The 24300-nt window shown below is 64.5% G+C and carries 17 protein-coding genes and 1 tRNA gene; 7 read left to right on the forward strand and 11 right to left on the reverse strand.

Annotated elements, in window-relative coordinates; all coding sequences use genetic code 11:
- The first annotated feature begins 33 nt into the window (after window positions 1-33).
- Window positions 34-5325: a family 43 glycosylhydrolase gene (locus J7E83_RS07675; RefSeq protein WP_214960524.1), complete on the forward strand. Its 5292-nt coding sequence runs from the start codon at window positions 34-36 to the stop codon at window positions 5323-5325.
- A gap of 86 nt (window positions 5326-5411) precedes the next feature.
- On the opposite strand, the gene J7E83_RS07680 is transcribed toward J7E83_RS07675, so the two are convergent.
- From J7E83_RS07680 to J7E83_RS07695, 4 genes are read right to left on the reverse strand one after another with little or no spacing between them, the layout of a single operon-like run.
- The gene (locus J7E83_RS07680; protein ID WP_214960527.1) at window positions 5412-6800 is read right to left on the reverse strand and encodes a GntP family permease; all 1389 of its coding nucleotides are present in this window, start codon (window positions 6798-6800) and stop codon (window positions 5412-5414) included.
- Window positions 6801-6825: 25 nt separating this feature from the next.
- Window positions 6826-7461, reverse strand: a complete 636-nt coding sequence (locus J7E83_RS07685) for a bifunctional 4-hydroxy-2-oxoglutarate aldolase/2-dehydro-3-deoxy-phosphogluconate aldolase (protein ID WP_214960529.1) — start codon at window positions 7459-7461, stop codon at window positions 6826-6828.
- Entirely contained in the window at window positions 7458-9110 is a 1653-nt protein-coding gene (locus tag J7E83_RS07690) for an amidohydrolase family protein (RefSeq protein ID WP_214960531.1), read from the reverse strand. Before J7E83_RS07690 ends, J7E83_RS07685 begins: the two co-directional genes overlap by 4 nt.
- A gap of 7 nt (window positions 9111-9117) precedes the next feature.
- Complete coding sequence (locus J7E83_RS07695) at window positions 9118-10446, reverse strand: alanine racemase (RefSeq protein ID WP_311379601.1); 1329 nt, start codon at window positions 10444-10446, stop codon at window positions 9118-9120.
- Window positions 10447-10679: 233 nt separating this feature from the next.
- On the opposite strand from J7E83_RS07695, the gene J7E83_RS07700 reads away from it, so the two are divergent.
- The 3 genes from J7E83_RS07700 to J7E83_RS07710 are packed head-to-tail and all read left to right on the forward strand — an operon-like array spanning window position 10680 to window position 12869.
- Window positions 10680-11702, forward strand: a complete 1023-nt coding sequence (locus tag J7E83_RS07700; protein ID WP_214960535.1) for a sugar kinase — start codon at window positions 10680-10682, stop codon at window positions 11700-11702.
- 4 nt (window positions 11703-11706) lie between these two features.
- Window positions 11707-12468 carry an IclR family transcriptional regulator gene (locus tag J7E83_RS07705; RefSeq protein WP_214960537.1) on the forward strand — a complete coding sequence of 254 codons (762 nt, stop codon included), beginning with the start codon at window positions 11707-11709 and terminating at the stop codon, window positions 12466-12468.
- The gene (locus J7E83_RS07710) at window positions 12465-12869 is read left to right on the forward strand and encodes a RidA family protein (RefSeq protein WP_214960539.1); all 405 of its coding nucleotides are present in this window, start codon (window positions 12465-12467) and stop codon (window positions 12867-12869) included. The genes J7E83_RS07705 and J7E83_RS07710 overlap by 4 nt, the downstream gene beginning before the upstream one ends.
- Before the next feature lie 129 nt (window positions 12870-12998).
- Here J7E83_RS07710 and J7E83_RS07715 read toward each other — a convergent pair whose 3' ends face one another.
- The 5 genes from J7E83_RS07715 to galU all read right to left on the reverse strand — a co-directional run bounded on the left by J7E83_RS07715 (window position 12999) and on the right by galU (window position 16280).
- The gene (locus J7E83_RS07715) at window positions 12999-13433 is read right to left on the reverse strand and encodes a rhodanese-like domain-containing protein (protein WP_214960541.1); all 435 of its coding nucleotides are present in this window, start codon (window positions 13431-13433) and stop codon (window positions 12999-13001) included.
- 108 nt (window positions 13434-13541) lie between these two features.
- A tRNA-Ala gene (locus J7E83_RS07720) sits at window positions 13542-13614 on the reverse strand.
- A gap of 123 nt (window positions 13615-13737) precedes the next feature.
- Entirely contained in the window at window positions 13738-14667 is a 930-nt protein-coding gene (locus J7E83_RS07725; RefSeq protein WP_396020508.1) for a hypothetical protein, read from the reverse strand.
- An 81-nt stretch (window positions 14668-14748) separates the two neighbouring features.
- Window positions 14749-15369, reverse strand: a complete 621-nt coding sequence (locus tag J7E83_RS07730; protein WP_311379602.1) for a GNAT family protein — start codon at window positions 15367-15369, stop codon at window positions 14749-14751.
- A gap of 5 nt (window positions 15370-15374) precedes the next feature.
- The gene (gene galU / locus J7E83_RS07735; protein ID WP_214960545.1) at window positions 15375-16280 is read right to left on the reverse strand and encodes a UTP--glucose-1-phosphate uridylyltransferase GalU; all 906 of its coding nucleotides are present in this window, start codon (window positions 16278-16280) and stop codon (window positions 15375-15377) included.
- Window positions 16281-16405: 125 nt separating this feature from the next.
- Between galU and J7E83_RS07740 the strand changes: the two genes are divergently transcribed.
- The 3 genes from J7E83_RS07740 to J7E83_RS07750 all read left to right on the forward strand — a co-directional run bounded on the left by J7E83_RS07740 (window position 16406) and on the right by J7E83_RS07750 (window position 18299).
- Window positions 16406-17053, forward strand: a complete 648-nt coding sequence (locus tag J7E83_RS07740; protein ID WP_214960549.1) for a 5-formyltetrahydrofolate cyclo-ligase — start codon at window positions 16406-16408, stop codon at window positions 17051-17053.
- 97 nt (window positions 17054-17150) lie between these two features.
- Window positions 17151-17426: an FmdB family zinc ribbon protein gene (locus J7E83_RS07745; protein WP_214960551.1), complete on the forward strand. Its 276-nt coding sequence runs from the start codon at window positions 17151-17153 to the stop codon at window positions 17424-17426.
- A gap of 207 nt (window positions 17427-17633) precedes the next feature.
- Complete coding sequence (locus tag J7E83_RS07750; protein WP_251043487.1) at window positions 17634-18299, forward strand: RcpC/CpaB family pilus assembly protein; 666 nt, start codon at window positions 17634-17636, stop codon at window positions 18297-18299.
- 60 nt (window positions 18300-18359) lie between these two features.
- On the opposite strand, the gene J7E83_RS07755 is transcribed toward J7E83_RS07750, so the two are convergent.
- Window positions 18360-22496 carry an AAA family ATPase gene (locus J7E83_RS07755; protein WP_214960554.1) on the reverse strand — a complete coding sequence of 1379 codons (4137 nt, stop codon included), beginning with the start codon at window positions 22494-22496 and terminating at the stop codon, window positions 18360-18362.
- A gap of 127 nt (window positions 22497-22623) precedes the next feature.
- Window positions 22624-24213 carry a glutamine-hydrolyzing GMP synthase gene (gene guaA / locus J7E83_RS07760; protein WP_214960558.1) on the reverse strand — a complete coding sequence of 530 codons (1590 nt, stop codon included), beginning with the start codon at window positions 24211-24213 and terminating at the stop codon, window positions 22624-22626.
- Window positions 24214-24300: the final 87 nt, after the last annotated feature.

Here is a 24300-nt window from a genome sequence, read left to right on the forward strand (position 1 = left end):
TGATCATCCAGGGGACAGAAAGAAGGCGCAACGATGCGACCCTTACGTCTACTAACCAGGGCGGCAGCCGCCGGGGCGGTTGCCTCTGCGCTTGCCCTTACCTCCGTGGTCCCGGCGCAGGCTGAGACCGCCCCCGACCCCAGGCTTGTCCTGCAGTACGCCCTTGACCAGACCAGCGGCACCGTCGCCGTCGACTCTTCCGGAAAAGGACGCAACGGCACAGTCGTCAATGGCGGAACCTGGGCAGGAACTGAAGGTTTGAAGCTGGACGGCGTCAATGACTACGTCCGCCTTCCGGACAACATCATGCAGGGGCTGGCTGCGATCACGATCAGCACCGACGTGCTCATGTCCCCTACCCAAGCGACGCCGTACTTCATCTACGGACTCGGCAACACGACCTCTAATGCAGGTAACGGGTACCTGTTCACCACCGGGGACAGTTACCGCACTTCCATTGCCTCAGGCAACTGGTCTACGGAACAAACGCTTTCCCAAAACCAGCCGCTGGCCCGCGGCGTCTGGAAGACCATCACCTACACACTCTCCAACGGCACAGCCACCCTGTACCTCGACGGCGTACAGGTGGGGCAGAAAACGGGCGTCACCATTACGCCGGGGAGCATCGGCAACGGACTGACCACCGCGAACTACCTCGGCCGCTCCGTCTACACCGCCGACAAGTACCTGTCCGGTTCCGTGCGCGATTTCCGGATCTACAACGCGGCACTGACACCCAGCGAGGTCGCGGCATCCATCGCGCCCAGCGACCAGCTTCGGAAGGACCGGGACATCGCCGCCCTCACCCTCGGTGACCTCTCGGCAGTCACAGCCAACCTGAACTTGCCGGCAACCGGCGTCAATGGCTCCACACTGACCTGGGCGTCCGGCAACCCGGCCGTCATCTCCGCTGCAGGAGTCGTAACCCGCCCAACCGCAGCGCAGGGCCCGGCTACCGTCACCCTGACCGCAACTGTCACTCGCGGTGAAGCGTCCGGGACCAAGGCGTTCACCGCAACTGTTCTCCCGGCTGAATCCGATGAGGAGAAGCTCGCTGCCGCCACCGCTGCCCTGACGCTCCCCGCCGTCGACGACGTCCGCGGGAACATCACGCTTCCGCCCACCAGCGGGCAGGCGACAGTCACGTGGCAGTCCTCAAATCCCATCATCGACGCTACCGGCATCGTCAACCGCCCCGCGGCGGATACCGACGTCGTCCTGACCGCCACCCTGAAAGTCGGGGCCGCCAGCGGAACCAAACAATTCACCGCCCACGTGAAGGCAAAGCCGGCGATGGCTCCCTATGCCGGGTACGGCTTCTCCTACTTCACCGGCAACAGCATTGCCGGTGAAAACATCTTCATGGCCGCCAGCCGCGGAAACGATGCCCTCCACTGGGACGAGACGAACGGCGGCAAACCGATCCTGACATCGTCCATGGGGACCAAGGGCCTGCGGGACCCGTTTGTCATCCGCTCCCCTGAAGGCGACAAGTTCTACATGATCGCCACCGACCTTTCCATCGGCGGCGGAACCTCCTGGGATTCCTCCCAGCGCCAGGGAAGCCAATACCTCGAGGTGTGGGAATCCTCCGACCTCAAGAACTGGTCAGAGCAGCGCCACGTGAAGGTTTCGCCGAGCACGGCCGGCAACACCTGGGCCCCGGAGGCCTACTACGACCAAAGCATCGGCGCGTACGTTGTCTTCTGGGCATCGAAAATCTACGCCGAGACAGACCCGGGCCACACCGCCGGAGTTGCCAACAAGATGATGTACTCGACCACCAGGGACTTCCGGACGTTCACTGAAGCCAAGGTCTGGAACGACCCCGGCACATCGGTGATCGATTCGACCGTCATCAAGGACAAGGACACCTACTACCGCTTCACCAAGGACGAGGCCGGCGTTTCAGGCTGCGTGGACATCATGGAAGAAAAATCGAAGAACCTCCAGGCCGTTGACCTTCCGACCACCAACCCACGGAACTGGTCCCTCCTGAGCTCGTGCATCGGCAAGAACGCGGGAACTGCCGCCGTCGAAGGCCCCACCGTGTTCAAATCCAACACAGAGGAGAAGTTCTACCTGTTCGTGGACGAGTTCGGCGGACGCGGCTACATTCCGCTCGAAAGCACCAGCCTGGAGACTCCCAACTGGAAGCTGTCCACCAACTACCAGCTACCGGCCAGCCCACGGCACGGAACTGTTCTCCCCGTAACACAGGCCGAATTGGACGCACTGCGCCAGACGCCGAAACCGGTCCCGGCCAACGAAAACGGTGAAATCCTCCGCTACACCTTCAATCAGACCTCGGGAACGGACGTCGCCGATTCCTCCGGCAACCACCTCAACGGCAAGATCGTCGGCGGCGCCAGCTGGCAGCCGGATGGCGCCCTCAAACTCGACGGAGCCGGCGGTTACGTGGACGTCCCGGACAACATCCTGTCCGGTGTCCAGGACGTGACAGTGGAGGCAGACGTGAATGTCAGCGCTGCCCAGAGCGGGGCCTACTTCATCTACGGATTCGGCAATACCGACGCCGCCGGCGTCGGTAACGGCTATCTGTTCGCGACGGGAAATTCCACCTACAAGACCGGGATCGCCTCAGGCAACTGGACAACAGAACAAGTTGCCAACAGCACTTCCGCCCTTCCCCGTGATTCCTGGAAGCACCTCGTTTATACGTTGAAGGGAACAGTTGCCACCGTGTACCTCGACGGCATCAAGGTTGGAGAGAACCTGAACGCCACGCTCGACCCGGCGGACATCGGCTCCGGCAGCACCACGGCAAACTACCTCGGCAAATCCGTCTACAGCCCGGACAAAACCCTGAACGGCTCCATCCGTGAATTCGCGATCTACAACCGGGCCTTATCCGCTGACGAAGTCCGGAACATTTCGGGCGACAAGACCGGCATCGCGGATGTTTCCCTTACCGATGCCAACGTCCTGAAAGTGGCACCTATCGTAGACAACGCAGGCAAGAAGGCCACCTTTCCCGTCAAACCGGGAACGGATTTGAGTAAGCTCGCTCCAACATTCAGCCTGGTCCCCGGTGCTGTCTCGAGCCCCGCATCCGGAGCGAACGTGGATCTGACCAAGCCGGTCACCTACACGGTTACCGCGCCGGATGGTACAACCGCGGTATGGACCTTGTCGGCGCTCGAAATGAGAAGCCCGGTGCTGCCCGGCTACACTGCTGACCCCAACATTGTCGTGTATGGAGACACGTATTACATCTACCCCACGACCGATGGAATCGCCTCGTGGGGCAGCACGAAATTCTCCGTCTTCTCCTCCAAGAACCTAGTGGACTGGAAAGATGAAGGTGTCGTGCTGGACCTGGCGGACGTCAGCTGGTCGCATTCCAATGCGTGGGCGCCTACTGCGGCTTCGAAGGACGGTAAGTACTACCTGTATTTCTGCGCGGGTCAAAGCATCGGTGTCGCTGTCGCTGACTCTCCCATGGGGCCGTTTGTGGACTCCGGCGCTCCACTGGTGAACAAGGCTGCCTTCGGCGGTGCCCAGCAAATCGATCCGGCCGTCTTTACTGATGACGACGGGGTGTCCTATCTGTTCTGGGGCAACGGTACGGCGCGCTATGTGCCGCTCAACGCGGACATGGTGTCCTACAACGCTGCGAACGTGAAGACCATTGGCGGTCTTGACCAGTTCAGGGAAGGCGCCTTTGTCCACAAGCGCAACGGCACGTACTACATGACTTACTCGATCGACGACACCAGGAGCGAAAATTACCGCGTCGGTTACGCCACGGCCAGCAGCATCGCCGGCCCGTGGACGTACAAGGGAGTCATTCTTGAGAAGAAACCCGAACTGGGCATCCTTGGCACCGGCCACAACTCCATCCTGCAGGTGCCAGGTACAGACGACTGGTACATCGTCTACCACCGTTTTGCCATACCGGGCGGAGACGGGATGCATCGAGAGACCACCATCGACCGTCTCACCTACGCTGAGGATGGATCCATCAATCCGGTAGTCCCCACACTGGAAAGCGTAGGTCCACAGTTCGCGGATAATTCCGCCCCAACCGTAACGTTCGGCACAGCGCCTTCAGCACCTAACGGTGGTGAAGGCTGGTACCTGGGCCCGGTCACGGTGAGCGCTACCGCCACTGATAACTTCACAGCGGCTCCCACCGTGGAAGTAGCGGTCGACGGCGGCGCCTGGGTTCCGTATTCCACTTCCTTCGACGTGGCATCAGACGGCGCCCACACCGTCAAGGCGAGGGCAAGCGATGAGGCCGGGAACTTGTCCGAGGAAACATCGATCGCCCTGAAGATCGACCGGACCGTGCCCCAAACAACTGCCACCCTCGACGAAGACCGGACGCTCACCCTCACGGCGACCGATCCGTATTCCGGTGTTGCTTCCCTTGACTACCGCATCGGGACGGCTGAGTGGGCGCCGTACTCAGCGTCCATTCCGGCGGGACGCACGGCGGCAACGGTGGAATTCCGGGCCATCGACAAGGCAGGCAATGCCACCACGGGAACGGTGGATGTGCCGGCACCGGCCAGCCAGTCGATCTCGTTCGGCGATATCACGCCCAAGACGGTGGGCGACTCTGACTTCACCGTCAGCGCCACAGCAACGTCGGGCCTGCCCGTAGCGTTCACTGCTGCTGGGGCATGTACTTTGCTCAACACCTCGGTTCACCTGACCGGGGCCGGGACATGCACCATCACGGCCAAGCAGGAAGGTAACGCACGGTTTTTGGCGGCACCTGACGCGGTCCGTTCATTCCGGGTCATGGCACCCGTTTTGGACAGTTTTGACCGCGCCAACGGGAAGGTGGGCAGTTCGTGGAGCGGCGAGGACGGACCCCAGTCCTACGTCATCAAGGACAAGGCCCTCAATCTGCTGCAGGGCGGTTCGCTGCTCTACTCCAGCACGTTCGGATCAGACCAGACGGCTTCGGTGACGCTGAAATCCATCGCGCCGAAATCCGTCCAGGGAGTACTCCTGAAGGCGCAGTCCGGAAAACCGTTCCACTCGGCTGCAGTATCAACGGTCTACGACGCCTCCACGAAGACCGTGCGGGTCTCCACACTGGGCGTCGACAAAAACGCCTGGTACTCGTATGGCGACGTCCAGGCTTCATTCGAGGCCGGAGACGTCCTGACAGCCGGCTACGTGGATGGCATTGTGACGGTCTATCGCAACGCGGACGTTGTGGCTGCTGTTCCCCTGCGGGCAGCTGACGTGCAGCTCTTCGCCGGTAAGGCCGGAAAGGCCGGCATCTCATCCACGCTGGCGAACGGCAGCATTTTGGACGACTTCCGGGCGGCGGCGATCGCTCACTAGGCGTAACGCAACCACCTTGTGAGGGGCGGCCACTCATCTTTCCAGATGAGTGGCCGCGAGGCCGTCGTCCCGGTACCTGCGCGTTCCTACACGAACTGGTACAGCAGCGCCGCCATTCCGAATCCGACGATGGACAGCACGGTCTCGAGCACGGTCCACGTCTTCAGGGTGTCCTTCACGGACATGTTGAAATACTTGGAGATGATCCAGAAGCCGCCATCGTTGACATGGCTGGCGATGATGGAACCAGAGGAAATGGCCATCACGATCAGGGCGAGCTGCGGCTGGGAATAGCCCGAGGCCAGGCTCGGAGCCAGAATGCCACCAGTGGTCACGATCGCCACAGTGGCTGAGCCCTGGGCGATGCGCATTCCCGCACTGATCACGAAGGCAGACAGGATGATGGGCAGCCCGGCCTGGGCCAACGAATCCGCCACGGCCTTCCCGACACCCGTGGCAGACAGAACAGCGCCGAAGAAGGCACCGGCGCCAACAACCAGCAGGATCATGCCGACCGGACGCAGCGAGGAGCCGGTAATTTCGCTGAGCTCGGCGGAGGTCATGCCACGGCGGATGCCCAGCAGCCACATGGCCATCAGCACAGCGACAGTCAGGGCAATGGCCGGGTTGCCGAAGAACTGAAGGGTGTCGCGGAATGGCCCGGCCGGAGCAAAAATGTTGCCGAACGTGCCGCCGAGGATGAGGATCATGGGCAGGCCGATTGCCAGCAGCACCAGTCCGATGGACGGCTCGTGGCCCTTTGCTTCATCGGATTCGGGAACGATCCGGTCCTCGGGAACATTGACCATGACGCGCTTGCCGATCCACGTGCCCCACAGGATACCGGAAGCGAACCAGGCGGGAATGCCGCAGATGAGGCCCATCAGGATGATCCAGCCCAGGTCCACATGGAACAAACCGGCAGCGGCTACGGGGCCGGGGTGCGGCGGCAGGAACGCGTGGGTGACGGAGAGGCCGGCCAGCAAGGGAAGTGCGTACAGTGCGAGGGACTTGCCACCGCGAATGGCAGCGACATAAACCAACGGTGCCAAGACGAAGATGCCGATATCAAAGAACACCGGAATGCCCAGCACGAAGCCGGTGATGCCCATCGCGAGCGGGGTGCCCTTTTCGCCGAAGATCTTCACGAGCCTTCCGAGCAGCACTTCCGCACCGCCGGATCGCTCCAGGATGGCGCCGAGCACCGTACCGAGGCCGATGATGACCGTGATGTGGCCGAGGATGCCAGCGAAGCCCTTCTCGATGAGGGCGTCGCTGCTCTTGGTGGCCGAGCCCACCAGGGCCTCCACCGAGATCCCACCAACCAAGGCCACGATCACGCCGGTTCCCACCAGTGCGATGAACGGTTCGAGCTTAACCTTAATGATCAGGAACAGCAGAAGCGCGATGCCGGCGCCTGCCAGGAGCAGCAGGCCAGCGGTGTCGTGCCGCAGCCAGTCGAGGAATTCATTCATGGAAGTTTTTCTTTCTCGGTAAGTCTTACTTGAGGGTGCCGGTGAAGGCGGCGGCACGTGCCGCGATGTCTGCCCAGTCGCCGGCAGCGACAGCTGCCGGTGGGACCACGCTGGTGCCGCAGCAGACTGCGGCAGCACCGGCGTCGAGGTAGCTCTTGGCGTTGGAGGCGTCGATGCCTCCTGAAGGAAGCAGCCGGACGCCCGGGTAGGGGCCCTGCAGGTCCTTCAGGTACACCGGACCGAGCTGCCGGGCGGGGAAAATTTTCACAGCGGCGGAGCCCAGGTCCAGTGCCTGCGCCACCTCCGTGGGGGTCATGGCACCCAGGCTGAATGGCACGCCTGCTGCAGCGGCCACTGCTGCCACCTCCGGGCGGAGCCCGGGCGTCACCAGGAACTGAGCCCCGGCGTCGATAGCTGCACGGGCCTGGTCACCGGTCATCACCGTGCCGATCCCGACAGCGGCACCGTGCTCCGCGGCCGTTTCCGCCGCGCGCCGTACGTGCCTGAGCACGTCCGGCGTGGTGTATGTCAGTTCCACACTGCGGATGCCGCCGTCGGACAACGCGCGGCAAAGATCCGCGGCGTCTGTGATGGACGGGGCCCGGACCACGGCAAGGGCGAGGTCGGCTTCCAGCTGTCGGACGAATTCTTCGGGGGTCATAACGTGGTGCTGCTTCCTTCTCGGGTGAGGCCGTCGCTCATGCGACGCAGGGCGCGGCCGGCGCGCACCCCGGTGGGCTTGCCGCCGTCGATGGCTGCCGTGCCGTTGACGAAAACGTAGTGGATGCCGGCTGCTGCCTGGCGGGGGTTATCAAAAGTGGCCTGGTCCCGGACGGTTTCCGGATCGAAAAGTACGACGTCGGCCGCGTAGCCTTCGCGAATAAGTCCCCTTTGGTGGAGCTTGAGGCGGGCGGCGGGGCGGCCGGTGAGGTGGTGCACGGTTTCCTCGAGGCTGAGGAGCCCCAGATCACGGGAGTAATGGCCGAGATAACGGGGGAACGTGCCCCAGGCTCGCGGGTGGGGCTTTGCTCCCACCAACAGGCCGTCGCTGCCGCCGGTATGGGTGCGATGCTTCATGATGGCCTGGACGTTTTCCTCGTGGCCCACGTGCTGCAGGATGCCGGTGCCGCAGCGGTCGTCCAAAAGGATCTGTGTGAAGACCTCGAAGGGTGCGCGGCCTTCTTCCTTCGCAACGGCCGCGATGGTCTTGCCTATGTAGCCGGCGAGCGCCTGGTTTTGGACGCCGCTGATCTCCAAGGTGTCCCACTCCGCGACCACTCCGTGGCAGCCGTCGGAACCGTGAATCTCCACGGACTCGCGGATCTTCGCCGAGGTTTCACGGTCGGCCAGGCGCGCCAGGGTGGCCTCTGTACCGCCTGATGATGCCCAACTCGGCAGGATCGCGGAGAGAGTGGTGGCACCAGGCAAGTAAGGGTAGGTGTCCAAAGTGATGTCCACACCGGCGTCAAGCGCTTCATCGATCAGATCCAGCAGTTCACTGGCGCGGCCCTTGTTTTCGGCGAAATTCATGGTGGCGTGGGAAAGATGCAGGGGGCAGCCGGTGTCCCTGCTCAGCCCGATCATCTCCGCATAGGCATCCAGTGCGCCCTTGCCGTAGGAACGGTGGTGAGGTGCGTAGAAGCCGCCGAGCGCGCCGACAGCCCGGCAAAGCCCGGCCAGTTCCTCGGTTTGGGCGTACATTCCCGGGGTATAGGTGAGGCCGGAGGACATGCCCACAGCGCCTTCCTCCATCGCGGCGCTCACCACATCCTGCATACGCTGCTGCTGTTCAGGCGTGGGTTCGCCCTCCTCGAAGCCCATCACGAGTGCTCGGACAGTTCCCTGTGGTACGAGATAGGCGGCGTTGGTGGCGATCCGGCCTTCTTTTTCCGGCGCGTCAAGGCGGTCGAGGTATTCGCCTACTGTCCGCCAGTTCCAGTCGAAGTCGTCGGGATTGTCGTTCCAACCTGCGATCTTTTCCCGGACCCCGGCCAGCGTGGCGTCATCCACGGGAGCGTAGGACAACCCGTCCTGTCCCAGCAGTTCCGTCGTGACGCCCTGGCTCAGCTTGGCGTAGTGGCCCCTATTAATCAGCAGCTGCAAGTCAGAATGAGCGTGCATGTCAATGAAGCCCGGGCTCAGCACAAGGCCGGTGGCATCGATGGTGCGGTCTGCGCCGGTGCCGGCCGCGGTGACGGAACCGGCGTCGACGACGGCGGCAATCACCGGACCGTCCAGCAGGACGTCCGCGGCACGGCGGTCCACGCCCGTGCCATCCACCAGGGTGGCGTTGCTGATAAGGATCTTCATGGCGGTCCTAGAAGAAGGTGTGGATGAGGTCGACGACGGATTGGTCGCCGTCCGTGTCCGCGAGCACAGGGATGATGGTCCATTTGTCGAAGGCGGTGCACGGGTGGGAGAGGCCCAGCCGGACGACGTCGCCCGCGCGCACCGTGGTGGTTTCGGGGTCGAAGGTCATGAAGCAGTGTTGGTCGTTGACTGAGATGATCTCTGCTCCGGTGATCGGTTCCATGGCGCCGCCAAGGACTGGCCCGATGAGCTGGGGGCGGGGCAGGCCTTCGTCGAAAGGCAGGTCGCGCTTGCCGGCGTCCAGGATGGCCAGGCCGGGCTCAGGCTGCGAGACGACCCGCGCCCAGCCGTGCATTCCAGCCTTGAAAGGGTGTTCACCTTTCCGGGCGAAGGGTGAGATTCGGCGGTAGAAACCGTCGTCGTGGATGATGTACGCGCCGCTGCGGATCATGAGGTCGACGCGGGGACTGGCGTCTGCCCGCTCAGCGATGCAGGGCGACAGGACGGACACGACGTCGTCGAAGTAGGCACTTCCGCCTGCAGTGACGATGACCGACTTTGTGCCGTAGAGGCCCGCCGCGAGCAGCTGCTCGTGAAGTAGCCGCATCTGGGCGAGGTAGCCGCGAACGGCGGCCAGACCGGCGTCGTCCGCTGTGTGCGCAAGCGAGCCTTCATACCCGCTGACGCCCACCAACCGGAGGTGCTTGGAGTCAGCGACGGCTCGGGCGACCACCAAGGCGGCCTCCAGCGAGCGGGCACCGGTGCGGCCTCCCGGGGCGCCGAGTTCGACCAGGACATCCAGGACTGCACCGCTGTTAGCCAGCGTCCGTTCGATGACCTCGACCGTACCGGCCGAATCCACCCACGAAAGGATAGGTTCCTCGGCAGTCGCGTTTGCAGCGGCCCACTCGATGGCGTGCGGATCGGTAAGGCTGTTGGCGAGCTGGAGGCGCCGAACACCGAACTCGCGGGCCACCCGAAGCTGCGCAAAGTTGGCCAGCGTAATGCCCCAGGCGCCACGGTTGAGCTGTTCGGCCCAGAGCTGGGGAGCCATGGTGGTCTTGCCGTGGGGGGCCAGCAGCACGCCTTGTTCCTCGCACCAGGAGGCGAGGCGATCTGCGTTGTTCCGCAGGGCTGTGGCGTCGAGGGTGAGCAGCGGCGTCTGCAGGTCTGCCAGCATGGGGCCGGCAGCGAGGAACCCGGTGTGCGTGGTCCCGCCGGACGTGGCGGGGACGGCCTTGTGTCGCCAGTCCAGCCGCACCTCTGCCAGGGCGGCGATGGATTGGGCTGAAATGGCCGGAGCCGTAGTTTCTGCGCCAAACGCGGAATTTTTCACGGGTCTTTCCCTTTCGCGGTGCTGCGTTCTTGAAGCTGCGTTGTGGGCGGGGACTTTGTTACGTTGCGTATTTTGCAACGCTGGTTGCAAAGCTGCTGGTGATATGTCTAACATGGTCGCGGATTGAGAGTCAAGGCCACGGCACGCCTGCCGGGCCCCTCAACCCGCCGTAGATCCTCTGGACTGCGGTCACGTTTGCCGCTGGAAAGCGCACAAGTTGGTACGGGAGTTACATGCTGTCTGCTGTATGTGTTGGCGAGACGATGGCCATGCTGACCCCTGTGCAGGCCGTTCCCCTGCATCAAGCCACCGAGCTGCACTGTGGGATTGGTGGGGCGGAGTCGAACGTGGCCATGGGCTTGGCTGCCATGGGTCTGGACACCCATTGGGTGGGCCGCGTGGGCCGGGACGGTTTCGGAACGCGAATCCTGCACGAGTTGGGGGACCATGGGGTGGGGGTGTCCGGCGTCGAAGTCGACGATTCCCTGCCGACCGGCCTCTACATCAAGGTGCCCGCCCAGGAGTCAAACCCCGACGGCGCCAGCTCCGTCCTCTACTACCGGCAAGGCAGCGCAGCCTCGACGATGGGACGCGCCACTCTGGCTAATCCGGCGGTGTTTTCCCTGCTGAAGGATGCCGCGCTCATCCACCTGAGCGGCATTACCGCAGCGCTCTCCCCCGACTGCCTGAACCTGCTCGAGGCCATCCTCACAGCGCCTCGGGACGGTCGGACGATAAGTTTCGACGTGAACTGGCGCGCAGCGCTATGGGCAGGCCAGGACCGTTCGGTCCTGCAGCGGCTGGCGAACCTGGCCGACGTCGTGCTGGTCGGAAAAGACGAAGCTGAGCACGCCTTCGGCACCACAGACGAGGCGGAACTGCGCGGCATGCTGCCAGACCCCGAAGTGCTTGTCATCAAGAACGAGGCGATCAGTGCGATTGCCCTCACGCGAGGGGAATCTGCCGGGGACGGCACCCGGGAAGAGGTGCCAGCACTGTCCGTTGCCGTCGTCGAGCCTGTAGGCGCCGGCGACTCATTCGCCGCCGGATACCTCAGCGGCATGCTTTTTGGCCTGGGGCAGAAGGCGAGTCTTCGCAGGGGCCACGTCGCGGCGGCATGCACCCTCACTGTCCACGGTGATCGCGGCCCTTTGCCCGACGCCGCGCAGCTGTCGGCCATCCTGGATTCTTCAGATGACGCTTGGGCCGCTATCCACGTTGAACACGGACATTTCAACACCAGAACGGGAGCGTGACACGGTGAGCCAGAGCCTACTGCGGGCCATCGACCTGCTCGCAGAACTCGCAGTCAAGCCAGCGACACTGGACGAGCTGGCGTCCAAGGCCGCCGTGCACAAGACCACGGTGATGCGCCTCCTGCACGCCATGGAGGAGAAGCGCTTTGTGGTGCGGGACGAGGATCAACGGTTCATGCTCGGCTCCAAACTGTTTGAACTGTCCTCGCTCGCACTGGAGCAGCGCGACATCCGCAAGGTGGCCCACCCCCACCTGGCGAATCTGAACGGCCGCACCGGGCACACCGTGCACCTGGCGGCGTTCGAAGGCACCGAGGTGGTGTACATCGATAAGTTCGAGTCGCACCACCCTGTCCGTATGTACTCGCGCATCGGCCTGACTGCTTCGTTGCACTCGGCCGCTGTCTCGAAAGTCCTCCTCGCCGATATGCCGCGGAGCCGGCAGGAAAAGATCGCGGCGGGGCTGGACTACGTGAAAGTCACCGACAACACCCTGACCTCGCCGGAAGCCTTGCTGGCCGAACTGGAGCAGGTCAGGATCCAGGGCTGGGCACACGATAACGCCGAGCACGAAGCGTTCGTGCACTGCATTGCGGCTCCCATCCGCGATGCCGGCGGCGCCGTTGTTGCCGCAGCCTCTTGTTCGGTACCGGTAGTGATGCTCAGCTATGAAGGAATGCTTGAGCTGCTGCCCGATCTCAAAGCCAGCACCGAGGCCATCTCCCGTGACCTCGGCTGGATCAGCCACGAAAGGAACTCAGCATGAATGAAAAGACCGTAGTGCTCACCGACAACGCCCCCGCCCCGGCGCACGTATTCTCCCAGGGCATCAAGAAGGGCGGCTTCTTCCAGGTCTCGGGCCAGGGCCCTATGGATCCCGCCACCAACCAGTACATCGGCGAGGGCGACGTCCGCGTCCAGACCCGCCGCACCCTGGAGAACGTCAAGGCTATCCTCGGGGCCGGCGGCTCTTCCGTCGAAGACGTCCTCATGTTCCGCGTCTACCTCACCACCCGCGACGACTTCGCGGCGATGAACGAGGTCTACGGAGAATTCATCCGCGAAAACGTCCCAAGCGGCGCACTGCCCAGCCGCACCACTGTCTTCGTTGACCTCCCCCACGAGGTAATGCTGGTGGAGATCGACGCACTGGCGGTTACGGCCTAAGTCTTTCGGTGCCGGCGGCGTTGGCCGCTGGGGCCACCCAGACCCGCCCAAGATACCCAGATGGGGTGACGACACGTCAGATCACGTGTCGTCACCCCATTTGTGCGTCCAGGGCTCGACGGCGGCCGGTCACCCAGGGTGCGCGGTCACTATGCCGTCCGGCTTAGTGCAGCCCACACCATCGGCCGTTTCCACCGGCAGCCCGTTCCGCGCCCAGTACTCGATACCGCCGATCATTTCCCGCACGGAATAGCCAAGCTCGGCGAAGGCCAGGGCGGCGACCGTGCTGCCGTTGCAACCTGGCCCCCATGAGTAGACCACCACTCTCGTCCCGGCAGGGATCAACTCCGGGGCACGGGACGGGATGTCTGCAGTGGGTATATGCAGCGAACCAGGGATATGCCCGTGGTCCCAAGACGACTGCCGCCGCGTGTCAACGAGCACGAACCTGCCATCAGGAGCATCGGCAACATCCATGACGTCGATCTCGAACCTCAATTTCGCGCGGAAGTAGGCTGCAGCCACGCTGTCTGGGTTCCGTGCGTCTACGTCTTCAGCAGTCATTTGTGTCCTATCCAGCAGTGGCGCGCTGTTCCGGCGTCGCAGTCTCGGGAACTGCCAAGAGAAAAGCCCTCCGGCTCAACGTTGCCGCAGGCCAGAGGACTTTCTTTGTGGAGCTAAGGGGATTCGAACCCCTGACCTCTTCGATGCGAACGAAGCGCTCTACCAACTGAGCTATAGCCCCGGAACAGCCCGCTCTCCGGTAGGAGCCGCGGCGCCGGTGACCCTAGGCTACAAATTTTCCGGCCACATTACCAACCGGCACCGGCTTCACGAGTCTCAACGGCGCTTTTACCTGGCGAATGGCCTAGGCGCGGCGCCGCTGCAGCACATCGTCCAGGTTGCTGAGGGCACTTTGGGCCTTGGTGAGCGGCTTGGCTGCGGGGGCAGCCGGCGCAGCGCCAGCCGTACCCTGCTTAAGGGACGGCTTTCCCACGGCTTTGGGAGCCTCAGGCAGGTCGAGGGGCTCCGGGGCGGGCCGTTCGGCCTTTGCCGCCTCCACGTATACGGGCTTGGGCACGTCCACGGGCTGCCAGGTTGTGCCGCCGGGCGCGGCTTCCGCTGCAGCCCTCACGCTCGTATCTCCGGCTTCAAGGGCCACTGCCAATGCGGCTTCCCGGAGCTCCAGTGCGGTCAAGCGCTTGGGCTTGGCTTGGTGGGCCTCGGCGTCGAACAGCGGGCTGTCGGGCTGTTTCGCAGCCGCCTCCGGCCGAGCCGGGCGGCTGACGGGTGTATCCCGTGGACGGGGAGGCGCACTCATCGCAGCGCTGAAAGCTGCATTCACCTTTGCCTTGCGGTCACGTACGGCAAGCCACCGGAGCAGGACGACTGCAGCAACAGCCGCAGCCAGGCAAGAACCGGGCAACAACGCAGTGCCCAGCCTGAACAGCAGAAGCACGCCGGAAACAAAGGCGGTCAGGAGTGCTACCAGGCCCACCAGTGCGATGCCCGCCCGGCCGTACCGGATCCGGAAACCACCCGTCGTCGGGGTGGTGCCAGCGTCCGGCGCGGTCTCGGGGCGCTTTCTGATGTCCATGGCTTTCTCCTGCTGGGCGGTCATATTCATTACCGTCCCGGCCCTCGGGTCCGATGATTCAGTGGCTGGTGCGTCCACCGGTAAATCTGCTGCGGCCTGGAACTGGTGCCTGCGGTTCCGGAGGACATACGGGGCTACCCACACAATCCAGAGCACAACGGCAACCACAAGGATCACTGAGCTGCTAAGGGGGAAGTCCACAATCAAAACCGTATGAGCATTAGCCCGGTGGCTGCCGCATTCGCCCCGGTGTGTCGCAGGCAAGGTGGCAAATCATTGGACTTATGACGCGCCAGACGCCAGCCACCGCCGGAGCAGCCCGTCCGGAACCTCTTCAGACGTCAGGGCAAAGGTGCGGTGGTCCGCCCACTCCCCATTGATGTGCAGGAAGCGGGGGCGGTACCCCTCGTCACGGAAGCCCAGCTTTTCAACAACCCGGAGGCTGGGGCGGTTCTCGGGCCGGATGTTGATTTCCATGCGGTGCAGGCCCAGGGTCTGGAAGCAATGGTCTGTGGTCATGGCGACGGCGGTGGGGGCAATGCCTTGGCCGGCCCTTGCCTGATCCACCCAGTAGCCCAGCGTTGCCATCAGGGCCGAGCCCCACACAATCGAAGAGACGGTGAGCTGGCCGACGATCACCGGCACCCGGTAGCCGGGAGTCCGTTCGGTGATGAGGAACGGCAATGCTGTGCCTTGGGCAGCCTGGATATTAAGGGACCGCACCATGTTCCGGTAGTCGGGCAGGCCTCCGCCGGGCGCCGGGTTGGAAGCCTCCCAGGGGGCGAGCCAACTGCTGTTGCGCGCGCGGACCTGGGTCCACTCTTTTTTGTCCCGGTACCGGATGGGACGCAGGACGAGGTCGCCGCATTCCAGTGTTACTGGCCAAATGGGACCGGCGCGCACAGGCTTTAGTTGGACAGACCGGCGGTGAAGCCCGGCAGCCATTCGCGCAGACCCGGGCCCAGGTCATCGCTGTCGATGGCCAACTGGACGCAGGCCTTGAGGTAGCTGAGCTTGTCGCCCGTATCATAGCGCCGCCCGCGGAAGACCACGCCGTAGACGCCGTAGCCCTCCTCGTCTCCGGCGGCCAGTTCCTGAAGTGCATCAGTCAGTTGGATTTCGCCGCCGCGGCCCGGCCCGGTGCGTTCCAGGACCTCGAAAACCGCTGGGTGCAGCACGTAGCGGCCAATGACGGCGAGATTGGAGGGTGCCTCGTCTACCTCCGGCTTCTCCACGAGCTTGTTGATCCGGACGAAGCCTTCGCCGTCGATTTCCTGGACATCGGCGCAGCCATAGGCGCTGATCTGGGACGGTTCCACCTCAATGAGGGCCACTACGGACCCACCCGTTTTCGCCTGGACTTCGATCATGGTGCTGAGCAGTTCGTCCCGGGCGTCGATCAAGTCGTCACCGAGGAGGACCGCAAACGGTTCGTTGCCTACGTGCTGCTTGGCCCGGAGTACCGCGTGGCCAAGGCCGTTCGGGTCGCCCTGCCGGACGTAGTGGATGTCGCCGAGGTTGCTGGCGGCCTGGATGGCATCGAGCTTCGCCGTGTCTCCCTTGGCGGCCAATCTGGCCTCCAAGGCCGGAACCCGGTCGAAGTGGTCTTCAAGTGCCCGCTTGTTGCGGCCCGTAATCATCAGTACGTCATTGAGGCCCACCTTTACTGCTTCTTCGACCACATACTGGATGGCGGGCTTGTCCACCACGGGCAGCATTTCCTTGGGCATAGCCTTGGTGGCAGGCAGGAACCTGGTGCCGAGCCCCGCAGCGGGAATAACGGCCTTGCGTACTGTCTGGTTAGTGGTACTCACCGGACTAATCTAGCGGAGGGACCATTCATTCAGTAATTACTGAGGCAGCGGCAACGGTCGGGCAGTGACGCCAGGCGGGGTACGCAGCGCAACATCCGGCGAGGCGCCGGGCGGGAGGAGCGGCAGTGTCCGAGGACAGCAAATCAGCCAAGGACGGCATCCGTTCGCTGCACCGCGAACGCCGCGCCGGCATGGATGCCCGTCAGCGGGATGAGGCCGGCGCAGGGCTGGCTGCCCATGGCCTCGAGTGGGCCAACAACGTCGCAGGCGGAACCCCGTCCACGTTCTGCCTTTACCTGGGCGTCGGCTTTGAGCCGCCCACCGGGCCCCTGATGGCCGCCCTCCACGCCCGCGGCCACGGCGTTCTGCTCCCAGTCTGCGAACCAGGGCGCCGGCTGAGCTGGGTCCACTGGACTCCCGAGGCAGAATTCGTGCGGAGCAGGTATGCGCCCATCCTGGAACCCGCAGGCACCCGCCATGGCCTGGAAATCATGGCCACGGTGGCCGGCCTCTTCATTCCGGCTACGGCTCTGGACCGAAGCGGGAATCGTATCGGCCAGGGCGGTGGATACTATGACGTCTTCCTCGGCTCACTGGCCAGCAGCAGGCCTGACGTGCGCCTGGCGGCCATCATCTACGACCACGAACTGCTGCCCGCGGGAACCCTTCCGTCGGAGGACTTTGACCGGAAGGTGCCGGCGGCTCTGACCCCGTCGGGACTTATTCGCCTGGGGAACGCCTCCGGGCGGACAACGACGCCCGGGCCGGGGTGATAGAATTGGCACTCAGGCCCTGCGACTGCTAATGGGACGGAAAGTTCCCCCCGCTGGCAGCACGGGACCTCTCGTTTGCCCAAGAGGAGGAGCACCAGTGCCAACGTATGCATATGCCTGCAAGGATTGCGGCCATGCCTTCGACATCGTCCAGTCGTTTACGGACAGTACTCTGACGTCCTGCCCCGAATGCCAGGGGACCTTGCGCAAGAAGTTCAACAGCGTGGGCGTGGTCTTCAAGGGCTCCGGCTTCTACCGGACCGACTCCCGCGACGCCAAGGGAAGCACTGTCACCCCGGCGCCGGCATCGCCTGCCGCTCCGGCCACCGCGCCCACCGCCCCCGCTCCCGCCCCGGCCGCCGCTGCCAGCTGATCCACCCCGTCCGCCTTACTGAAGCCGGAGCGGCCCACCAACATCAGTCGCTTCACCATCGGTCGACGGCGACGGCCTGGTTGTCCACATAGGCGCCCTTTCCGCTGTCGTGCCGCCGTCTGCCGGACCTAGCGTGGGCTCATGCCCGCTACCCCCTTTCGTTCCAGCCAAAGAAGCGCCACGCCGCGAACCCCACGGTGCCGTCCCTTGGCTCCGTCTCCGGTCGGCCGGCGTCGGGGCAAACGGCTGGCCGGGTGGCTCGGCCGGCACCGCCGCCTCGCCGTTGCGCTCCTGCTCTGCCTGGCCGCCGGTATCACCGTCCACCAGCTCACCCCGGCGCCCGCCGCTACCGTTACGGCATGGGCTGCAGCCCGTGACCTTCCGGCCGGCACCGCCGTGACCGCCCAGGATCTGGAAGGGGTACACGTCCCTCCGGGCTTGATGACGGACGGGGCCATCCGTGACGGCAGCGAGGTTACCGGCAAGCAGCTGGCCGCACCGCTGCGGAAGGGCCAGCTGGTGACGGACGCGCAGTTCCTGGGACCCGGTCTTTTGACCGGCACTCCCCCCGGAACAGCAGCCGTGCCCCTGAGGATGGCGGATCCGTCGTCCATCCAACTGGTTTCGCCCGGGCAACTTGTCAACGTCGTACTAACCGGAGCGAACGGCTACGAGCAGCAGTCCCCTTCCGAGGTGCTGGCCTCGGCTGTGCCCGTACTGTGGACCTCGGGGCAGGGCGGCAAGACAGGACAATGGCTCAATACGGGCGAGACGGACGGACTGATCGTGGTGGCATCTGACTCCGCGCAGGCAGCCCGCCTGGCAGGCGCCTCCACGAAGGGAAAGCTGTTCTTTGTCCTCGTCGGGCCCTAGAGGGGCCGGGCGGCGGGCCAAGTTCGGCCGGCTGATGCTCAGCCCAATGAGCCGGACCGCTCAGCCCCAATGGGGAGGTTTCTGTTCCTTCAGCCACGCGTCGTGATCGTCCTCAGCGCCGTCGCCCCAGCGGCGCGGGTCATCTTCCGATGCCTTATTGGGAAGAACGCCCTCCGGCCCGGTCCGGACCGAATCCGGGCCAGCCCCGGACTCCTCGCTGCGGGCCGGGCCGTCGTTCGTGCCGCTTGGGGTCAAGGCCGCCTCCTCTTCACCGTCCAGGCTTCCCGCCCGGACCTCGTTGCTATTGGGCCCGGCAGGACCGTTCGCCGCACCGTAACCGGCGTCCGGCGTCTGGCCACCGCCGTCGTCGCTTCCCAGGGTCAGGGAGTCCACATCATCCTCGAAGAAGACCGCTGAGGCGGCAGCCCGTCCCGGCAGAACCACCTTTTCAAGGCCCAGGTAGCCAGCAATCCGGTCCGCACAGGCCGACGGGTCCGTAAAGACTTCAATGGTCCACAACGGCATGTACCGCCAGCCCAGGCGCTCCAAGAGCTGGGGCCGGAGACGGCTCCGCTCGCGTACGCTCATGGTGCGGTACTGCTCAGTACCGTCTGATTCGATCGCCACGGGCCTTGGGATTTCAGCATCGTCCTGGCCCATCGTGCTCAGCGGGTCGGCGGCAGCCACAACATCGATGACGCCGTCGTACTGGTGCCACACGCGGGCGCCGCGGGCACGCAGCCTGTCGCCAAGATCGGCCACCAGCGGGTCCGCTCCGAGCGCCTGCTCGCTGGCAGCGGCCCGGGACGCCGGAGTGCCAAGGTTCGTGTTGCCTGAAATCTCGCGGTCCAGCAGCTCGTAGAAGTCAACGGCGCCGTGTGCCAGCCGGGTATGGTCCAGGTCTTCGGGCCTGAAGCAGGTCAGGATGTGCAGCGACCTCCGGGCACGGGACATCGCCAGGGCGAATTTCTCGCGCCCTCCCTCGGCCGAGAGCGGTCCGAAGTTGTGCAGGGCCCGCCCGTGCGGGGTGCGGCCGAAGCCCGGCGAAAAGATTACATGGTCGCGGACCAGCCCCTGGGCCCGTTCCAGGTCCACCACGCGGAACGACTCGGGCCCCGCGCTGAAGAATCCAGCCAGGCCGGGATGATTGGGCAACTGCAGCCGGATAGACTCGCCGATCCGGGCCGCGTGCCGCAGGCTGGCCGTTACAACGGCCAGCGAGGTGCGGGGCCGCAGCCGGGCGTGCTCAAAGACCAGCTGCACTACCCGGTTGACTTCGGCCGCCACGGACTCCACGCCTTCATGGTCCGCGCTCGGCAGCCCTGTGCCGTCCGGCAGGTACTCCACCAGCAATGCCCTGTCGAGACCGGTTGCCGACTGGCCCTCCGGAAGGCGCCGGAGGCCGCCGTCGTAAAAACTCTTGCTGAGCTGCAGGACCACGTCCTCATCCACGGCGCGGTACACGAAATTGAGCCGCCAGACCGGCAGCACCTCTGAGAGCGCCGAGAAGGCGCTGTTCACGCGCTGGGGTCCCGGTTCACCCGCCGCCAGCCTCTCGATGCCTACGGTGAAAGTCCGCGGGCTGGCTATCCTGGCGTCGCCAAAAGCTATGACCTGCGTGGCGCGTGCGATGGACGGCAGGACAGCCTGGAGCGAGGTTGCTTCAGCATCCAGGATGACCACAGCATCAAAGCGCTGTTGGGCCGGAAGGAGTCCCGTCATGAGATAGGGGCTCACGGACCACACCGGGACGAGCATGGGCACCAGCTCCGGGGCCTGGGCAGTCAGGGCGGCAAGCGAAACCCTGCCGTCCTTCAGCAGGCTGCGGAGGAGGTCGGCCTGGCGCGGGTGCTGGCCGATGGCTGCCCGCCATCTCCCGGAAAGGTCCCAGCGCAGGCGCGCGGCGCCGCTGGCGATGTGCGCGTTATCTGCCAGCCGGTATTCGGCCTCCAGTTGACGAAGGGCTTCACCGTCGGACATGGCAAGGTAATCGTCACCGCTGATCATCGCCTCGAGGGCGGACTGCCACCACGCCAGTTCGAGCTCGGCGGCTACGGACTCCGCCGGCACCTCGCGTTCGGCAAGATCGGCGAGCAATTCGCCCAGCCCGTGTTCACGCATGTTTTCCACCAGCAACGTGCGTTCCGGCAGCGTCTTCAGGGTATGCGTATCCGCCACCAGCCGCTCGAGCCGTTCCAAGAGTTCCCTGTAAGCGGCTGTAGCCAGCGAGCCGCCCTCCCGGGTGTGCCGCAGCGCCTCGCCCAACTGGCCGAGTTCACGGTCGAGCGAGCGGTACATCACATTCATTTCCGCGAGGCCCGAGGGGACGGCGGGATGGCGCTGGGTCGTTGCGTAGCCGGCCCACAAGGCGCGCTGTTCCTGCACGAGCACGAGCGAGCTGTGGAGGTCCGCGATGTGGACTCCGGGCCGGACGTATTCCTTGGCCACCCGGCGCAGGCGGGACCGTTGCATGGAGGCCATGTCAATGTTCCGTTCGCGGCGCCAGGCGGAGGATGCAGTGGCGGAAATGAGATCGTGGACGGGACGGTCAAAGATGTCGGGGGTGAACTTGTCCAGGCTTTCCCGGACGGCCATCAGCAGCTCAAGCTGGGCACCCCACTCCGCGAAGGTTGAGCCCAGGCGGATCTCGGCGTGCTCCGCTACGTCATTCATCCGGTCTCGCAGGACTGGCAGGTTCTTCGCCACGGAGCGGGCAAGCTGCTGGGCCTCCTCGGTCTCCTTCCGGGTCAGCAGCCTGGCCCCATACCAGGGGCTCTTGGTGGACGCACGGCTGAAGCTGCCCAGCTCCGCGGCGCGGCGCAGTCTGCCGGCGAGCTCGTCGCGGTCCCTGATGCTGTCCAGCACACTCCGTTTGAGCCGGACCGTCGTAGCCGGTGCCGGCTGGATGGAGGTCAGCTCAGCCAGCGACTGCATGGCCTGGTAAGGCGAGCACCCCCAGCGCTGGCGCACGTTATGAAGGGAAGCAACATGATCCATCAGCGCGTGCCGATGTTCCGTCAGCGTCTTATGGAGGTTACCCAGCTGGGGTTCGAGTGATTTTTCGTTCCGGACGATCGCCCGTACCAGTTGCGCCTTGAGCTGCTGCGGGGTGGCGTTTCCGGAGAGCTGGAACAGGATGGATTCGAGGCCGAGGGATTCAAGCTGGCCTGCGACCTCGTTGAGGCTTGCCCTGCGGTCGCCCACCACCAGCACCGTTTTGCCGGCATCCACCAGCGCTCCGATGGTGTTGATGGCCGTTTGCGTCTGGCCCGTGCCTGGCGGGCTGCTGACCACCAGGGAATCACCGGCGCGGGCGGCATCGATGACATACTGCTGGTTCGCGTCCGCGTCGAGCAAGAGCATCTCGTCGTCGGGGTGCCGGTTGTCCACACCTGGAAAGCGCGAGGCGTCCGGCTCCTCGATATCAACCACGTCACCGTTCGCCGCCTTGGCCAGGGCAGCCACCAGCGGGTTGCCCTCGTTGATCCAGGGGTCATCAAGGTTGCCGGACAGATCTGCAAAGGTGGACACCAGCAGGTTGTGCTCGGCCTCCGCACCGTGGATCGGCCGGATCAGCGTGCCAAGCCTGTCCAGGACCGGCTGGGGGTCGAACCTGGCCGTACTGTAGGCCAGCCGGGTGACCGTGTTGACGTCGAAGACGATGCCATGAATGTTTTTCAGGTGCCGGACCAGAGCCGGATTGATGTGCGCCTGTTCGGTGAGCTGAAGTTCGTAGTCATCCTCGCCGGGGCGGACTGTCAGCGAAATCGCAGTGAGCATCACGGGAGCGGAAACCCTTTGGGGTTTGCCACCGACGGCGGAGGTCCACACCACCGTGCCCGCGGAGAGGTACCCGGCGTCGATGCCCCGGTCGTTTCCGAGCTCGAAGATCTTGGAACGGATATTTCGGGACGCGCGGGCGGCAACCACATACTGCTGCTGGTCGCGGATCAGCGTTGAGAGACGCGTGCGGCGTCCGGCCATCAGCTGGGCCAGGCCGGAAGGATGGGCATGGGTCAGGTCGATGGAACCTTCAGGGGTCTTGGTGAAACGCAGCATGGTGTCTGCACCGGTGACGGGCTTGAGACCGGACAGCCATTTCCTGAACTCCTCGGAGCCCTCCGGGTGGCCTTGACCAAATGACACTACTGCCTTCTTTTCTGCGCTTGCACGTGACGCCCTGGACCATACCGGCATACTTTCGAGCGTAGCCGGAAAGAAGCCCCAGTGAGAGACCGCAACACTGGATCATGCCAAATTGCGGAGGTTTCCACCAGGTAGGGCAGCGGCCGGTCTCCGACCCGGAGACCGGCCACTCAGGCTGCTATTCCCATTCGATGGTTCCGGGCGGCTTGCTGGTGATGTCCAGAACCACCCGGTTCACGCCGTCCACCTCGTTGGTGATCCGATTGGAAATCCGGGCCAGGAGATCATACGGAAGCCGTGACCAGTCGGCGGTCATGGCATCTTCGGAGGAGACGGGGCGGAGCACGATCGGGTGCCCATAGGTCCGGCCGTCACCCATCACGCCCACGCTGCGGACGTCAGCGAGCAGCACCACCGGCATCTGCCAGACCTCGTTGTCCAGGCCTGCGGCAGTTAGCTCCGCTCGGGCGATGGCGTCAGCTTTGCGGAGCAAGTCAAGGCGTTCCTTGGTGACCTCGCCCACAATCCTTATGCCCAGGCCGGGGCCCGGGAACGGCTGGCGTCCGACGATTTCCTGCGGCAGGCCGAGCTGGGCGCCGACGGCCCGGACTTCGTCCTTGAACAGCGCACGAAGCGGTTCCACGAGTTCGAACTGCAAGTCCTCGGGAAGGCCGCCCACATTGTGGTGGCTCTTGATGTTCGCCGCGCCTTCGCCGCCGCCGGACTCGACCACGTCCGGGTACAGCGTGCCCTGGACAAGGAACTTGATCTTCTCGCCGTGGGCCGCCGCCTCAGCGATGATGGCCAGTTCGGCTTCTTCGAAGGCGCGGATAAATTCGCGGCCGATGATCTTGCGCTTAGTCTCAGGATCGCTGACGCCGGCCAGCGCGGCCTGGAAGCGTTCCTGCTCGTTAGCGACGTACAGCTTGACGCCGGTGGCGGCAACAAAGTCGCGTTCCACCTGCTCCGCCTCGCCTTCGCGCAACAAGCCGTGGTCCACAAACACACAGGTCAGCTGGTCGCCCACGGCGCGCTGGACGAGCGCCGCTGCAACAGCGGAGTCCACTCCGCCGGAGAGGCCGCAAATGACCCTGGCGTCGCCGATCTGCTGGCGGATCCGGTCAACCTGCTCCTCGAGGATGTTCCCGGTGGTCCAGTTCGGTTCCAGCTTGGCGCCCTTGAACAGGAAGTTCTCAAGGACCTGCTGGCCGTAGGCGGAGTGCTTCACCTCCGGGTGCCACTGAACGCCGTAGAGGCACCGCTCCTCGTTGGCGAACGCGGCGACTTCAGCGCCGGCTGTCGTCGCCAGCACTTCAAAGCCTTCCGGCGCCTCGTGGACAGAGTCACCATGGCTCATCCAGGTGTTCTGGTGCTGCGGCATGCCGGCCAGGACAGAGCGGCCCTCACCGAGGATGGTGGTTTGTGTTGAGCCGTATTCGCGCAGGCCGGTCTTGTCCACCTTGCCCCCCAGGGCGTTCGCCATGGCCTGGAAACCGTAGCAAATCCCGAAGACCGGAACACCGGCCTCGAAGAGATCGGCTCCGACACTTGGCGCACCGTCCGCGTAAACGCTGGAGGGGCCGCCGGAAAGGATAATGGCGGCAGGGTTCTTGGCCAGGAGCTGCTCGGTCGTAAAGGTATGCGGAACCACTTCCGAATACACATTCGCTTCCCGGACGCGGCGGGCAATCAGCTGCGCGTACTGGGCACCGTAGTCAACAACCAGCACCGGCTTCTGGGAAGTCTGGGATGCAGTGGGAGTAGTCACCCTCCAAGCCTACTTTGCGGCGTTGCCCCGCCGCACCTTGAGGAGCCTGCTGTGACGGATCGAACTCCCCCGGGCAGCTGACACCGG

Origin of the sequence: Arthrobacter sp. ISL-48 (assembly GCF_018613805.1) — a bacterium.
In the GTDB taxonomy this organism is placed as follows: domain Bacteria; phylum Actinomycetota; class Actinomycetes; order Actinomycetales; family Micrococcaceae; genus Arthrobacter.

Coding starts and splice junctions, on each gene's coding strand:
- J7E83_RS07755 (WP_214960554.1), bottom strand. CDS start 22,496: ATGCCGGTATGGTCCAGGGCGTCACGTGCAAGCGCAGAAAAGAAGGCA.
- J7E83_RS07680 (WP_214960527.1), bottom strand. CDS start 6,800: ATGAATGAATTCCTCGACTGGCTGCGGCACGACACCGCTGGCCTGCTG.
- J7E83_RS07685 (WP_214960529.1), bottom strand. CDS start 7,461: ATGACCCCCGAAGAATTCGTCCGACAGCTGGAAGCCGACCTCGCCCTT.
- J7E83_RS07715 (WP_214960541.1), bottom strand. CDS start 13,433: ATGACTGCTGAAGACGTAGACGCACGGAACCCAGACAGCGTGGCTGCA.
- J7E83_RS07710 (WP_214960539.1), top strand. CDS start 12,465: ATGAATGAAAAGACCGTAGTGCTCACCGACAACGCCCCCGCCCCGGCG.
- J7E83_RS07700 (WP_214960535.1), top strand. CDS start 10,680: ATGCTGTCTGCTGTATGTGTTGGCGAGACGATGGCCATGCTGACCCCT.
- J7E83_RS07675 (WP_214960524.1), top strand. CDS start 34: ATGCGACCCTTACGTCTACTAACCAGGGCGGCAGCCGCCGGGGCGGTT.
- J7E83_RS07690 (WP_214960531.1), bottom strand. CDS start 9,110: ATGAAGATCCTTATCAGCAACGCCACCCTGGTGGATGGCACGGGCGTG.